A 15,823-nucleotide genomic window follows, 5' to 3' on the forward strand; every position below is an offset into this window, starting at 1 on the left:
TAGCATATTATTGAACATCTTCCGAAGCAGATCTTGCTTTCCGGAATTCATCTACCCAATAGGCAGTTCTTATCAAATAGTAATCATCAGCCAATGGTTTATAATCCAAATATTCAAAAGCATCGCACTTCTTTGAGACAGCCGGCTCTATCTGAGTTCCTTCATGCCATTCATTGAAAGACGTAATCGAAATATAAGAAGCACCGCTTTCTATGGCAGCTTTATACATATCATCGTAATATTTTCCATTCTCACGGTCTCGGGTGGTACTTCCGTTCCAAGGACGAATCCGGGTATCAATATATCCCGGACCGACACTCGGAATAAACAATTTATTATGTGCCTTTGCCCATTGCTGCATGGATTTCCAGTTGGCCGGAGTAGAAGCATTTGTGAAACCTGTTGCGGCAAAGTAAGTGTAAAAGCCATCCATGCACGCTGTCTCAATGTCGGGCAACTCGCTTTCCTTCAATGTCAGACCAATAAAAAGACCGTCGTACTTGGTATTACGCACACTTATCTCTCCCCCGGCAGCAAACAACTTCGCCCACTCGGCAGGTTTGATCAGATAAGAATCATAGATAAAGAAAAGAGGTTTGCCGTGCGTACGGTAAAAAGCCGGGTGATCACCATAAGTATCCACTATATATTGAATATTCTCCCTTACCGTTTGCGGGCTGCGTCCATTAAAAGGCTCTATATGAAAGCACACCTTTGCCCCTACTTTTGCAGCCTCATCCAGCAGGAGAGACACACTTTGGTTGCCATAATCGCTTTCTCCCCACCAAGTGACAGACAGTACACCGACATTCGCTTTTATATGCATCCGGATATGTTTCCGAATGATTTCAGGATCATTGCTGCTGTACGTTCCGAGCTCCGGATAAAAATTACAGGCGATGTCATCATTAAGTCCGGATATGGCACCGACATCTCCCGAATGTCCCGGAGCAAGGGCTATCGGGTGCATCCAGTGCTTCATTTCTCCATCCACTGACGGATTTCCATACCAATTATAATAAAAACTGATCGTATGGTCATCCAACGTAATGTTTGCCGCATCCAAATCGTGTTCACCGTTCATTTTCTTTTTGTTACCGTTACAGCCGGCACACAGAAATAATGCCAATAAAACAAAAACAAGTTCTTTCCTCATGTTCGTTTGTTTAAGAAAGTAGTCCCAAAGCCAGCTATCCGACGGCCTTGGGAACTACCCGGTTCGTAAAACAATTATCTATTCTCTACCCATTGAAAATCTCCGATCAGCCTGGCTGAGAATTTGCCCGTCAGATCTTTGATGTTATTGTTATCCGAAACAGTCTTATTCAATGTCCATCCGCATACCAGATCCGATTCGCTTCCAGTCACGGATTCCGGAGTATCCATCAGATGTTGTATTTCGGCCTGTGTCTTCGCCGATTTCCAGATATGCAGATGACGCATACATCCATTGGTGCTCTTTTCTCCGATACGGTTGGCTGTTGCGCTAAGTCCGGTAAAGGCAACCATAGCCACTTCCTTATCATTCGAAGTATATGGCAAACGGTCATCCCGGCCTCTTTCCGACAACATCAACTGACCGTTGACGTAAATCTTAGTCATCACCGGGATTCCGTCTCTGATTTCTCCGTCCACTCCGTTCTCGTTAGTGACAACTGCCACATGAACCCACTGATTTAGTGTGCTGAACGAGAAGCCCGGTTCAAACAAGTCACTATAGCCTATACCATACGTCATACGTAATCTGCCGAAGTGACTGTTTACCGCCCATCCTTTACGCTCGTGATCTTTCGTATCATCATCCGTAAAGGTGGAAAGCAAGAATACAAAGCTATTGAGATATTCGTCCACATCTGTCAGCTTCACCCAGAACTCGACTGTGAATGCTTGTTGCCCCTGCTCGCCGAAAGCTGAATACTCCAGATGAACACCAAAATCAATGTATCCGCCATTCTTTCCGTTGACCAACAGTTCAGCGGAAATCGGTAAAAAGTCTTCGGTACGTCTGGTCGCTCTGAAGTTCTTCTCTATCTGGTTAGCTTCACGGATAATGCGGTCGGCTTCACTGTCAGCCAACTTTTTGTTTCCTTCTTTCAGTTTAGCGATCGTTTCCTCCAGATAAGCAATCTCATCATCCAGCATGGCTTTACTGGATACCGGATAGTTATCTTTCAGTTCGCCATATGTAGCTCCATCCCGCAGCGCAGTCAGGTTAGTCACCAATGTACTGAAGCGCTCTATGAAGATTTCGGTCTTGTCCGTTTCCGTCGGCCAGCCGCTATTGTCATCATCATCAGAACAAGAAGTAAATGCCAGCATCTGAAGCATCATAAACACTATCACTACCCAATTATATAAATAGTTATTTTTCATATCTATCCTGTATTTTCTGTTTCGTATCATTCTAATTCAATCCACTTATAGTCTCCGACCAGCTTTGCCGTATACTTTCCGGTCAAGTCTTTAATTTCCTGGTCGTCAAGCGCCATCTTCGCGAAAGTCCATCCGCAAACCAAATCGTCCTCTTCGCCCGTCACATTCTCCGGATGCTCCATCAACCGGCGGATTTCATCCTGAGTCTTGGCGGCACGCCAGATATGCAGATGTTTCATACTTCCGTTAGCACCTTTATCACCGATACGGTTGCCTGTAGCACTCATGCCGCCAAATGCCACCATCGGGACATTGCTGTCGTTAGAAGCGTATGGTTTGGAAGCATCCTGATGAGAAGTGGTCGACAGTTTCAGTTCACCGTTCATATACATTTTGGTCATGACAGGTCTGCCTCCATTCATCTCGCCGTCTACTCCGGTTTCATCCGTCACCACAGCCAAGTGTACCCACTCATTAATGGTGGTAAATCCGAAGGCAGGTTCCATCAGGTCATTAAAGCCCATTCCGTATGTCATACGCATGTTGTTGCCACCATAGTTGTAGCTATTCACGCACCAGCCTTTGCGCTCGTGATTGTTCGTATCATCATCCGTAAAGGTAGAGATCAGATAGAAGAAGCCTTCTACATCCTTCAGCTTTACCCAAAACTCAACAGTAAATGCCTGCTTGCCAACTTCACCGAATGTGGAATACTCCGGATGAGCGCCAAAGTCAATATATCCGCCATTCTTTCCGCTTACTTCCAGCTCTGCCGGAACCAGTAAGTCTTCCGTCCGGACAGTCGCTTTAAACTCAGCTATCTTTTCGTCCGATTCTTTCAGCAGTCTGGCTGTCTCTTCGGGAATCTGAGCTTCCGCCACTCCCGCTTCTTTTATCGTCTGAAGGAAATCTTTCAGCTTGGCTATCGCATCTTCCAGAATCGCCCGGCTTGTTTCAGGATACATTCCTTCCCGAAGCCCGAACTGGGATTCAGCCTGCAGGTCGGTCAACACTTTTATCTTCTTGCCTATCTGTTCACGATACTCATATACCTTCACTCCTTCTCCGTCATCATCCGAACATGAGTAGCAGATACCCATAGCGAAAGCCGAAAGAAAGACTATAACCAGTAACCGGATACTATATCTATTTTTCATATCTCATTTGTTTTAGATTCGTTTATAATTCCTTTAATAAATACCGCCTTCTTCTATGTACTTCCTGATAGAAGCGGCCAAATCCATCGGGAGCATAAATTCATACGTATCCGGACAATCCTGTTCAACCCGTTCGAGTTCCTTGATCAGTCTCTCGTACACTACCACTTTATTTCCTTCAAATCCGTAATAGTTGGTCAACAGATAGACATGCCGGAATAAAGGACGCCGCGGGCTGGGAGATACAGACATCAGATCACGGTATACGTCTCCATTATTGCGGCACATAGTCCCCTGATCAATACGCACCACGCCATCTACCAATTTGTAAGATGAGCCTGTGGTATGTGTCCGGTTAGATCCGTCCATAATCGCATCGACAGCCTTGCTCTTCATGTATTGTTCGAAATACATCTGCTCGTCTGTATTCCAGAGATGCGCCGTGTGGAAACCGGCAGTGGATAACCACTTCTTGTTCATTTCCAGCCATTCCGCATATTTACCGCTCTGCGCATAATAATCACCATAGATAAACTGGAAACCGGAAGGCCCTGCCGTCAATTCATCGTTCGGAGTCATATTCTTATAGTAAAATTCAAGTAGCTTCGGATTCAATTCCTGTAAGCCTGCCGCCAAAGTCACTCCTACGGGAACTTCGCCTCTGCGCTTTCCTTCCTTGAATATCTGATAAAGAGAATTTGCATCAAACTGAATATTGTCTCCGTCACTCAGACTGATAGCGACATATATCTTACCCGGCTTCACTTCTCCGGCTATCCCTTTACGCTGCTGGAAGGCTTTGCTCGGGAAACTGCACCAATAACTGCCATTCGCATAATAGTCACTCACTACAAATCCTGCATTATGGATGTTGGTAATCTTGTTCAGTTCGTCGCCATTGGCATTCATTCCATAACCAAATACCGAAGAACCCACCGGATAAGATCCGCTATTGAAGATATTATCCATGATCTGTTTGTCATCTCCATTAGAGTCGTCCAACCAGAAGACAAAGCCTTTAGAAGCAGCTACGTAATCGTACATTCTCCACGGATTATCTTTATAATCACTCCGCAATCCACCGGAGAAAGTTAGCTTCGGATGGCATTTGTCGGCATAGTGCGCTATCGCCCAGCCATAAGCTTCTGCCTTTGACGACCATTGGTTACGTATATCCCTAACTTCCAGATTTCCTATTCCCAGCTCGTCCTCTATAAACTTTCTCATGGATTCCGTAACCGGAATGCCTTTCTCCTGTGACGAAATCATCTGTGCCATACTCCATGACCAAGGCTGATTCTCATCCCAGACTACCAGGCAGTTGAAGCGGTCTTTATACATATTATATAATGCCGCAAAGCCTCTGTTGCGGGAAGTATTCGCCAAAGGCTGCATCTCATACTGCACTTCGGCATCATCCAGCTGCGTCAAATCCTGCTGTAACCAGATCAGATAAGTCAGTGCCTGTTCCTGGTTAATCACTCCCTGCATGACAGCAGTGGTCAGCTTCGATATATTTTCGTCATCACGAATATCGAATACATTCACTTTCGCCACCGGCTGATTCTTAAAGAACATACCACTTTGAGGAGTCGCATCACTATGATAATCCATCAAAGGATGCAGCTTTTGCGCCCAGTTCTTCACCAGACGGGCAGTCACTCCGGCAGACATCTCTCCGGTCGTTCTGACAACTTTCATTTCATATCGGTAAGACAACAGGCTATTGTCCGTAATCGCAAATTCCGCGCTCTGCACTCCTTTGGCAACCGTCTGTTGCTCATTAGTCTGCAAATCCTTTACCTGCACCTCCTTGATATCCGTAATATAAGGATCAATCCAGGTGACCACTGCTTTTCCATTGATCTCCTCCACACGGGGAGTACGGACTTCATTTCCTCTTTCGGCCGTTGTTCCAAATTCATCGTCATCCTCGCTGCAACCGAACATTGAAAAGGAAAAGATAAATAAAAACGACCATAGACTGGTGAGTACAATCATCTTTTTCATTGTGTTATATTTTAGATTTTAATATTATTATTCTGACTTTATTCCGGCAAACTCTCTGAAGAGGGCGGCACGGCATCCGAAGCTATCCCCCACTTCTTATTGGGCTTATCTCCCATCTGCAAAACCAGACGTCCGCCGTTTTGAATATCCGCATGGCTGAACCACGGCTTATTCCACGGCTTTCCATTCAAGGTAGCCGACTGGATGTACTTATGGTCCGGCGCATAATTCTCCGCTATGATCTCAAAATAATGTCCGTCACCTACCTCCATCTTTGCGGATTGGAATACCGGACTGCCGATATTATAAGTTGGAGAACCGGGAGTTACCGGATAAAAGCCCATCATGGAGAATACCACAAATGCGGTCATTCCACCTCCGTCTTCATCACCGGGAACGCCCATCAAGTCATTACGGAACCACTGGTTCAGCAAAACGCGAATCCTTTTTTGTGTCATCCACGGCTGACCGGCATAGTTATACAAATAAGGAATATGCAGACAAGGTTCATTTGCCATAGAGAACTGGCCGACATTACCGGTATGGTCCGGCAACTGATGATAGAAATCAAACTTGCTCCGCCCCAACGGTTCATTGAATGTCTGATTCAATCTCTCGATAAATGAAGCCTGTCCACCCATCAAGGCAATCAAATCCGCCGGATTGTGCTGCACATCCCAACGATAGATCCAACCGTTGTTTTCACCATAATAGCCACGTGCCCCCTGTCCTCCCGAATAACGATAGTCAAACGGTTCGATAAACTTTCCGTCCTTGTTCTTGGGATGAAAGAAACCCGTTTCCGCATTATAAACATTCCGGTACGTATAAGACATCCTCATAAACTTCTTATAGTCATCGGTCTTGTTTAATGTTCTGGCTATCTGTGCCAGACACCAATTATCGTAACAGTTACCCAACATAACCGCAACCGCTTGTCGTCTCTCGAACGAATGAACAGCCTTGCAAGTTTCTTCTTCGCCAGGGTTCAGTGCAGGGAAAAATCCTTTTTCCTGATAGAACTTATCGAGCTCCGTCAACGGACATCTCAGCCAGGGCAACAACGTTTTTTCTGTAATCGCTCCTTTGCAGGCTTCATAAGCAGCCTCCAGATCAAAGTCTTTCAATCCTTTGCAATAAGCATCCCAGATAACTGCCACTGCATGATTGCCATTCATCCGGTGACTGTCTCCGGTCACCTCGGGGAAGGTAGGCATCCATCTTCTGTCCGACTGTTCTGCCATCCGTATATATGAACGAATCATATCGAGTTCCTTCTGCGGTTCTATCAAGATACGCAACGGATGTGTAGCCCGGTAAGTATCCCATATCCAGTCATCTGTATAAAAAGGTACTCCGCCATCTTCATGAATCTTGCCATCGAAAGCACTGTAATATTTCCCGTCCTCCGAAAGATTGATCATGCGTTCGTAGGTACGATAAAGGGAAGTGTAGAAGATTTCTTTTTCGTCTTCCGAACCGCCTTCTATCACAATCTTGCCCAATGTCTTGTTCCATATCCTGCGTCCGGCATCCGCCACCGCCTTTACATCATAGGTGGTGATGTCACGTTGCAGATTCTTCTTTGCCTGCTCGGCACTGATAAAGGAAATTCCGTAACGTAGATTCAGGTTCTTCTCGCTTCCATAATACAAAGCGATGGCACTGCCTTCCTTACTTTCCATATCAACTTTTCCATCTGCCAGTACCCCTTTGCGTAAAGGTAGTTGACTGGTTTCGAGATACAGATAGATTTTGGTAGGAGTGTTGTCAATAACCTGATAGCCACTGACTCCTTTTTCTTCAGCGACCAGCTTTCCGTTCTTCGTATTCACCACCAGAGCATTATCACCTTCCGTCCCAAAACTGATATGATAAATACCAGCCTGATGTGAAGGGGCATACTCAACCTGTATATCAGCCTCATCCAGGTATACGGAATAACTATAGGGGGTAATATTCTCCAAATCATAGGAGTAAGATACAATCGGTCGGGATACCTCTCCCTGCACCGGACTCAGGTTAAAAGCCGAGCTGCCTCTATGACTGGTCACCACGACCGGAAGGCCGTTTACCCTGTCCGATGTATAGTCTCCCCTTTCCGGATAGACCCTGAGCATCGAGTTCGGCAGATGTACGGTTGGGTAAGTAGGCACCAGCAGATGGCTGATATTGCCGATATATGGATTTACATAATCGACAAAGTCTTTCGTGGGCGTCTGATCCGTATGGGTACACGAAAAAAACGCCATCGCCATCAAACAGGAGCCGACTGTTCTTTTTATATTCAATCTGTTCATCATCATTCTATATGAATATGTCTGTTCATTAATCAGGTTAGTTCATCGTTATCTTTCCGGCAGCAGCATCCGGATGCTGCTTCAGATAGATACGATAGAGTTCAAAAAATGTCGGTGCATCCAGCAATTCAATATTCGTATGCCGCTGTTTCAACTCATCACAAATCCCTTTATACCAGGAAGGTGACTTCAATATGGCTCTGAACCAATGGAAAGGAACCGGACGTTTCTCCACTCTTTCCACAATCACATCCGTTGCCCTGCGGTAATCATGATCTACAATATCATAATCTGCCCGGATCACCGGCATATCATTGTGCAGCAATGTCAAAGGCATCTTCTGCGGAACTATTCCATTCGGACTGAACGATGCGTAACAGTCCAATCCGTCTGAATCCAGTCCGGGGGCTTCGCCGTCAATCACAAATCCTGTAATGGTCAATCCCCACTTCTGATAATATTTGCTGCAATGCTTTGCCCATGCACTCAATCCGCTTTTCAATCCGGACACCGAGCGAGGCTCTTGCAACATACCCGGCATTAAATATCCGGCACCATTGTCAGCAGCGGCAAAATAATCATTCGGAGTAGCCGTCACCCGATAATTATGCATCACCATCGGAACGCGTTCTGCAAGTACAGGACTGACAGACCACATCAAAGGCACTTCTCCCCGGCTAGGTTCGTCCCACAGGAAAGGGGTAGTCTGAGCAATCCAGGAGGAGGAATCATAATCGCCTACATAGAAGAGGATAAAGTTCCGTCCCTGAAAGTTGATTGTTCCGTCACGGTTCAGATAGCCTCTGTCCATCAGTTCCTGATGTGTCACCCACTTTTGGGGATACTTTTCCTGAAGAGGAAAATGTTGCCAGAAGGAGGAGTTAGCCAATGCTCCCAGTCCGATGGCATCGGCATCCTTAAAGGCATTATAAGCACTGATAATACGGGAAAATTCCCACTCGGTAGCTACATCTTCATGCTTTCCTCCAGCATGCTGCGTATATTTATAAATCCAGCTCGGGAAACCTCCGATATAGCAGAATTTCTCTCCTTTATTTTGCTTATAGGCTTCTTGCAGAAAAGTTTTCAGTATCTGCAAGTCCAGTCCTTCTTCTTGTGTCGGATCATCCGTTGCCGGCTCGTCTCCCCAAGGAGAAAGGTCAAAGAAAAAAGCTTTCTTGCTGACAAAAAAGTCATGATTGGTCAATTGGTGATGGTTCGTTACCGTCCGGGTAGGATCGGTACGCCAGAACTGGTCGATGTAATAAGCGGCGTACTCCGTATTGCATAACCCTTTCTTCAGGTATTTCTCTATAAACCATACATAGGGATCGATTTTCAGAGATCCTGTCGAAGGTTGACCGGTTCCGGCAATCCTTCCTTTGCCCGTGAAAAGAGAAGAACCATCTTTGTTCACCAGCCAGCATTTCACAGCCAGCTTCGGTCCTTGCAGTACCAAACGGGTATAGAGACTATTGGGAGATATGTCATAGCGCACAGCTATCAGATTCTCGATTCCTGCCACAGATGAAGCAATATTACTGGTAGATGCTACTTTTGAGTCATAAACAACCACTCCGCGTATTTCTTTTCTGAAAACGGTCACGACATCCGACAGTTCCGTGTAAGCTATCGTATCACGTCCCGCCAGCCACTGTCCTGCCTGACGGTATTTATTCCACCAATAATCATCGACATTCTCTCCCTGCCCGTTCTTGACATAGCGAATGTACAATCTCGGACTATTCCGATTCACAATGCCTTGCAAGGTAGCTGTCGTATGCATAATGTCCCATAGTTGCTCCGCCTTCTCCTGTTCTTTCAGATCAAGTTCATTGAGCGTTCTCAAATCCAGTATCCGGACCGGATCACGAGATTCTGCCAACAATATCTCTGAACAAAAGACAGAGACCGCAAGGAATACCAACTGTAAATACTTTCTCATGGCTTTTCCGTTTTTATGCTAAATATCCAACTGTACAGATGCCGAATAATTGTACTTTGTCTCACTTCCGTGAGACTGTGCACCGATCCGGAAATAATAACTCTTGCCCGGAACCAGCGTGGAAGTGTAGTCTTCCAGATTGATAGACAATTCGAAAGCCTCACCATCAGTAATGGAACGGTTTAGTTCTTCTGTCCGGTTGACAATATTCAGTTTGTTGGATACATCGATGTGAGAGTGTGCAAACAACGAAATACGATAGACCTCGTTACTGGTCACCTGCTCCAGTTTGAATTTCGCCACTACCTTTCTTCCGATCACAGATATTTCCGGTTCAATGATCCGCAGATAAGGATTCACTTCGAAGACCTGATAATTCTTTCCCGGCTTTATTTTCATATCCAGAGTATCCAAAGGAACGTAGTTCCCACGATTCAGGATGATTTTATAGTCACCGGAGAAAATCATACCGTTATAAAACGTTCCGTCTTTTTTAACGACCATATTCTGAACAGGAGGATTATCTCCCCACCCCTGTTCGATGAAATAAACGCGGGAACCGTCCGATATCTCCTGTTGAATGAGTTCTCCGGTCTTCCGGTCTCTCAGTTCGCCGGCAAAGATTGCATCCGGCCCTTCGAGATTATCTTTTTCACAAGAGTAAAACATACTGCCTGCTACTACAACGCATAATAAAAATAGAAGCTTTTTCATATCTAATCTATATTTTAGAATATACTAATTAAGGATTCTGTACCAGACCATTAGCCCCCGTACCCGGAATACTCTTATAATACCAGCTATAATCAAAGGTCTTTGATTCAATGCCCAACGGATTGACACGTACAAATACATAATGCGCAGGATTTGTCCGCAGGTCAAGGAAAGGTACAAGTCCCTTTCTCACCCGGTTTTCAAATTCCTTATGGAAAGTTCTCCAGCGCGACAAATCCCATCTGCGTTTGTTTTCAAATGCCAGCTCGACAAAACGTTCTTTGCGAACATTCGCCTGAGTCAATGCAATGTCATCTTTGTGAGCCGCTCTTTTGCGGACCGCATTCAAAGCGTCTTGTGCAGCCTGTTTTTCAGCAGAAGTAGAGGTTGTCTTTTCGATAACAGCTTCTGCATAGTTGAGAAGAATTTCCCCATAACGGAAATCGATCCAAGGCTGTGTACCTTTACTCCATGCCTGCTCAACCGGACTTTCTATCTGCAAGAACTTCTTAAACAGGAATCCGCTGCGGGTATAATGTCCCAAAGTCGGATCGAATCCTGAATATTCCGTGCTTTTCTCCGCTCCGTAAGTATAATAGATCAGACCATCCTGTCCCTTCTCCGAAGCCTGAGTCCTATAATGATAACCGGAACCGTCAGCTTTCACCAGACCACCCTGGATAATGATCTTCGTACTTCCGAAGTTCTGTCCCGGGAATAACACCATGGCACTCAAACGGGCATCACGACCGGCAAATGCCTGGTAAGGTTTATCTATCGGGAAAGACAGGTATCGGGTGGATAAGTTAAATCCATTATAATCACTTTCATTTCCATCCACACGAGTGCTGATCGGCTTGGGTGTTCCGGTTCCGTCATCCGTATAATCTTCGAAAGAGTCGACAAAATCCAGTGTCGGATTCATACGACCGGGATAGAGATTCGGGTCGAGGATCATCTGACGGGGGCTGAACCAGACATCATAGTTATGTGCCAGAATGGTATTTGCAGCATAGGCCTTCATGAAGATAGGCTCTTTCAATCCGTCCAGACATTGGAAAGGTTGTTCAAATAACTTTTGATAGTTGGTTGTCGCTTCTTCCGGAGTAGCGGGGGAAGGTTTGTAAAGACCGAACTTACCACTATTCATGATTTCCTGTGAAGCTGATATACATTCATCATAATAATGATCAGCCGATATAACTTCTATACCTACCAGCTTCTGGTCAACAGCCGGACCAGAGAAAGAGACATAAGGCTGATGAGTAAACTTGGCAACGGAAGCTGCATACAGAGCTGCTCTTGACTTCAGTGCCAATGCTACCCATTTGTTCGCTCTCAGCACATCATTTTCATTCGCATCTCCAAAAAGCGATACTGCCTGGTCACATTCTTCCAAGACAAAGTCCCAAGTATCTTTCTCCGTATTTCTGGGGACACGCAGTTCTTCGATATTACCGTTATACTCCTGCGGTTCTTTAATGATAGGTACCCCACCGTATCTTTTGGCTAAGGCAAAATAGGTATAAGCTCTCAGGAAATGAGTTTCCGCATTGATCTCATTCTTTTGCTGTTCGGTAATACTGGTCAATGTAGGAATAGTAACCAACAGACTGTTTAAATCACGAATGAGTTTATAACCGTCTTCCCAATAATCGAACCACTCTTCTCCAAAGTCATTGTACTCCGGATGGATAGCCTCATCACAGAAATGAGCAGCCATAAAACCGGCATTATTCACATCCGTACCGACTCCCACATTGAAGCCGCGATTCGGTGAATAGGTAAAATCTTCGATAGGCAAACGACCGTACAGATTGGCCATATGTGCCTGTACTCCTTCCGGAGTAGAGAACAATTCATCCGCCGGAATTTTATTCTTCGGATCGATATCAAGCAAATCGCTACATCCGCCCAGCAGGAACATAGCTCCCAATAATAAATAACTATATATTTTCATAATCATCTTCTTTAAAAGTTCAAGGTCAATCCAAAGTTAAAGCTCTTATTCAGAGGATAATTCAAGCCGGCACTATAGTCTCCTTCAATCTTTTCCGGATCGAATGCCTTTACAAACGGGTCACAGACAGTAAACAGGTTATTTCCGTTCGCATAGATTCTTAAACTACCGATACCCAGTTTATGCATCAGTCGGGGACTGAAGGTGTAGCCGATCTCAATTGTTTTCAGTCTCAGATAAGAAGCGTTCTTACGCCATATCTGCGAATCCCTCGTATAGAACGATCCCATGTCCTGCTCCAGACGGATGGCCGGCCATTCTCCCGGTACCCATTCACTGTTCGCATCATACGGGTCGGACAGATGCCAACGGTCGTAGAAGTATTCGGGGGTATTGCCACCCTTGAAACAGAGCATCTTTGCGTATACCTCGTCAAACTGCACCGTGTACAGGGCAGAACCTTGAAAAAGAGCATAGAAGTCGAAGTTCTTCCAGGATGCTTCCACATTGAAACCATAGTGAATCAACGGGCTGCCGGACCAGAATAAAGGGGTCTTGTCCAGATCATTCACCACTCCGTCACCGTTTACGTCTTTCAGGATGTAGTCACCGGGAAGTTCCTTGGAATTTCCGTTATCCCCATTCTGAATCGGATATGTATTAATCTCGTCAAAGTTCTGGAAACGTCCGTCCGTCTGATACCCCCAGATAAAATCTCCCCAGCGGTTGGATGACTGGTTTCTCCATCTTTCCATACTGCTCTTGTAAGGACCGCTCTCTATATAACGGCGTTGGGTACGCGCCAAGTTAAAGTTACCGGATACACTGTAGTGGAAATCACCGATTTTGTTGGTATGAGTCAATGTAAATTCAATACCCCTCGTACGGTCGCCGTTCAGGTTTTCCTGTGGCAACTTGGAACCGAACGTATTGGGAAGAGAACCGTAACGGTCGGCCAACAGGCCGCTGCGGTCACGCTGATAAATATCAAACTCTACTGCGATCAGCCGGTTAAAGATTGAAAAGTCAATACCAATATTATACATATTCACTTTAATCCAGGTCAGATTCTTATTGATCATCACAGGAGAAGCTACTCCATTGGTATAATTTCCCTGGCTGAATACATATCCGCCACTGTTCAACGTGTAACCGGAGAAGTATTGGAACGGATCACCGGCATCTTGCCCCGAACGACCGGCAGAGAAACGAAGTTTCAGATTATCGACAAACTTGAAGTTGTCTTTGATAAAGCTCTCTTCCGAAATTCTCCATCCTACGGAAGCGGACGGAAAGAATGCCCATCTGCTGCCCGGAGCATATCGATAAGAACCGTCGTATCTGCAAGCAAGCTCTGCCAGATATTTGCCTTTATAATCATAGGTCAGACGCCCGATATGAGAAAGATAAGCCTGGTGTTCCGAGGAACCGGATACTTTCTGGTCAGATTCGCGTGCATTGTCCAGTTCACCGATTGTGAAAAAGTCAAACTTGCGCTCACCATTCATCCAGTTTGCTTTCTCTTCGCGTCTTTCGAAGACATAAGTAGCTCCGATGGTATGGTTGCCGAACGTTCTGTTATAGTTTGTCTGAAACTGCATATCCACCCGTTCCGATTCTCTGCGATTATCCTGAAGCAAAGCCGGATAGTTGGCATCTGCCGCTGTATACTCGCCCGTATATTCGCCATAGGTATATGTCTTAAAACCTTTCCGCGTAGCCTTATATCCGTAGTTATTGTAATCGTAGATAAAAGTACCTTTCACCTTCAGCCCCTTTACATAAGGAATATTATACTCTAATGCAAACTGTGTCTGCAAGTTCTTATTCCGCTCTTTAGCGCTGCCGGTATAATCGGCATCGATCATAGCTGCCGGATTAGGAACATAAGAGAAGTTATTATAATAATCCGGATTGTCATTGGCATAGATAGAAGTAGTCGGCGGATTTACACGCGTACTCTTAAATATATCATAGAAAGGAAACCAGGGACGGTTGGTGGTATCATAACGTCCGCCAAGATTGATACTGGCTGTCAGGTCTTTGGTAATCTTCAGACTGACATTGGAACGGAATGTATATTTATCATAAGTCAATGCGTTATTCTTCAACAAGCTGTTATCGGTGGCATAACCGAAACTACCGTAATAACTTACTTTGTCGGTACCACCTTCCAGGGACAGAGTCGTCTGGAACTGTGTGGCGTGCTTATTGAAAACGGCATCATACAAGTCTACACTCTCATAACCGGGAGCACCTTGCTGCCATTTGGTCAATTCGTCCTTTGTGATATAAGCCGGTCTGCCTGCATTGATTTCCGCCTCATTTCGCATGGTCATATATTGTCTGGCGTTGGCCATCTCCGGCACATTGGTAGGAGAAGTAATGCCGACATTGGCGTTCAACGTAATACGCGGTTTGCCTGTAGCCCCTTTCTTGGTGGTAACAATCACGGCACCATTCGCCGAATTCATACCATAGATAGAGGCAGTAGCATCTTTCAGAAAAGATATGCTTTCAATATCTTCCGGATTCAACCGTTGAAATTCGCTGGAACCGTCTCTCACCACTCCGTCAATCACAAACAAAGGAGTTCCGAAGCCACGGACATTGATATTGGAACTGAACTTACCCGGCTCTCCATTTTCCTGTCTGATCCGCAGACCGGCTACTTTTCCTTGAATAGCCTGTGCCAAACTAGGTGCCTTGGTCTTTACGATATCATTTACTTTCAGGTTTCCGATAGCTCCCGTCAGACTTTCCTTTTTCTGAATGCCATATCCGACAACAACTACATCGCCCAATGCTACCACATTCTCCTCAAGAACTACCGTTACGAAGTTTTTATTCACCACTTTCACTCTCTTCGGATTATAGCCGACATATCCTATCTCCAGTTCAGCTCCCACAGGAACCTGAATAGTAAACTTACCATCCATATCAGAAATAGTCCCCGTACCCGTTTTCAGTACTTTCACTGAGGCTCCGATAATGGCTTCTCCTTTATTGTCTGTCACCTGCCCGGAAACTTTCAGTTTTTCCTGCGCCATAACAGAATCCAAAGAAAGGATGCTCCCCATTATCAAATAAAGGAACCTTAAAAAAACTCTTTGCAAATGATCTTTGCTCTTTCCTGTTTTCATAATTTATAGATTAACATTAATTAATTCAAACCGTTTTCATCTCAAGAAAACTTTCTCTGACAAGTAAGTCCAAGCAGTAATTAAGAAGTGTCGTTTTTCATATTTCCATCATTTTATAAGGTTATAGTTTGATCCGCTCAAGTCATCAGAAACATAGTGGAGGATATCCCGTCCGTTTCTGAAGCAAATATAGAATTCCAGTCCTTAATGCCATATTAATT

The 15,823-nt window shown here is 45.1% G+C and carries 9 protein-coding genes; all 9 read right to left on the bottom strand.

Annotated features, from left to right (window positions below):
* Positions 1-7: 7 nt before the first annotated feature.
* The 9 genes from KTR07_RS16040 to KTR07_RS16080 all read right to left on the bottom strand — a co-directional run bounded on the left by KTR07_RS16040 (position 8) and on the right by KTR07_RS16080 (position 15,602).
* On the bottom strand, positions 8-1,156 hold the full coding sequence (locus KTR07_RS16040; RefSeq protein WP_011108998.1) for an endo-alpha-mannosidase: 1,149 nt from the start codon (positions 1,154-1,156) through the stop codon (positions 8-10).
* Positions 1,157-1,230: 74 nt separating this feature from the next.
* Complete coding sequence (locus KTR07_RS16045) at positions 1,231-2,373, bottom strand: DUF4972 domain-containing protein (RefSeq protein WP_217315459.1); 1,143 nt, start codon at positions 2,371-2,373, stop codon at positions 1,231-1,233.
* Between the two features lie 26 nt (positions 2,374-2,399).
* Positions 2,400-3,530, bottom strand: a complete 1,131-nt coding sequence (locus tag KTR07_RS16050; protein ID WP_217315460.1) for a DUF4972 domain-containing protein — start codon at positions 3,528-3,530, stop codon at positions 2,400-2,402.
* 33 nt (positions 3,531-3,563) lie between these two features.
* Positions 3,564-5,540, bottom strand: a complete 1,977-nt coding sequence (locus tag KTR07_RS16055; protein WP_008760786.1) for a GxGYxYP domain-containing protein — start codon at positions 5,538-5,540, stop codon at positions 3,564-3,566.
* 38 nt (positions 5,541-5,578) lie between these two features.
* Positions 5,579-7,846: a GH92 family glycosyl hydrolase gene (locus KTR07_RS16060; RefSeq protein ID WP_113748848.1), complete on the bottom strand. Its 2,268-nt coding sequence runs from the start codon at positions 7,844-7,846 to the stop codon at positions 5,579-5,581.
* A 31-nt stretch (positions 7,847-7,877) separates the two neighbouring features.
* Positions 7,878-9,785 (bottom strand): GxGYxYP domain-containing protein, encoded by a 1,908-nt coding sequence (locus tag KTR07_RS16065; RefSeq protein ID WP_008764130.1) that lies wholly within the window; start codon positions 9,783-9,785, stop codon positions 7,878-7,880.
* A gap of 18 nt (positions 9,786-9,803) precedes the next feature.
* Positions 9,804-10,499 (bottom strand): DUF3823 domain-containing protein, encoded by a 696-nt coding sequence (locus KTR07_RS16070; RefSeq protein ID WP_008764129.1) that lies wholly within the window; start codon positions 10,497-10,499, stop codon positions 9,804-9,806.
* Positions 10,500-10,527: 28 nt separating this feature from the next.
* Positions 10,528-12,459 carry a RagB/SusD family nutrient uptake outer membrane protein gene (locus KTR07_RS16075; protein WP_008764128.1) on the bottom strand — a complete coding sequence of 644 codons (1,932 nt, stop codon included), beginning with the start codon at positions 12,457-12,459 and terminating at the stop codon, positions 10,528-10,530.
* Positions 12,460-12,470: 11 nt separating this feature from the next.
* The gene (locus KTR07_RS16080) at positions 12,471-15,602 is read right to left on the bottom strand and encodes a TonB-dependent receptor (RefSeq protein WP_217315461.1); all 3,132 of its coding nucleotides are present in this window, start codon (positions 15,600-15,602) and stop codon (positions 12,471-12,473) included.
* Positions 15,603-15,823 lie beyond the last annotated feature (221 nt).

Origin of the sequence: Bacteroides sp. MSK.20.82, assembly GCF_019052485.1 — a bacterium.
Classification (GTDB): Bacteria; Bacteroidota; Bacteroidia; order Bacteroidales; family Bacteroidaceae; genus Bacteroides; species Bacteroides thetaiotaomicron.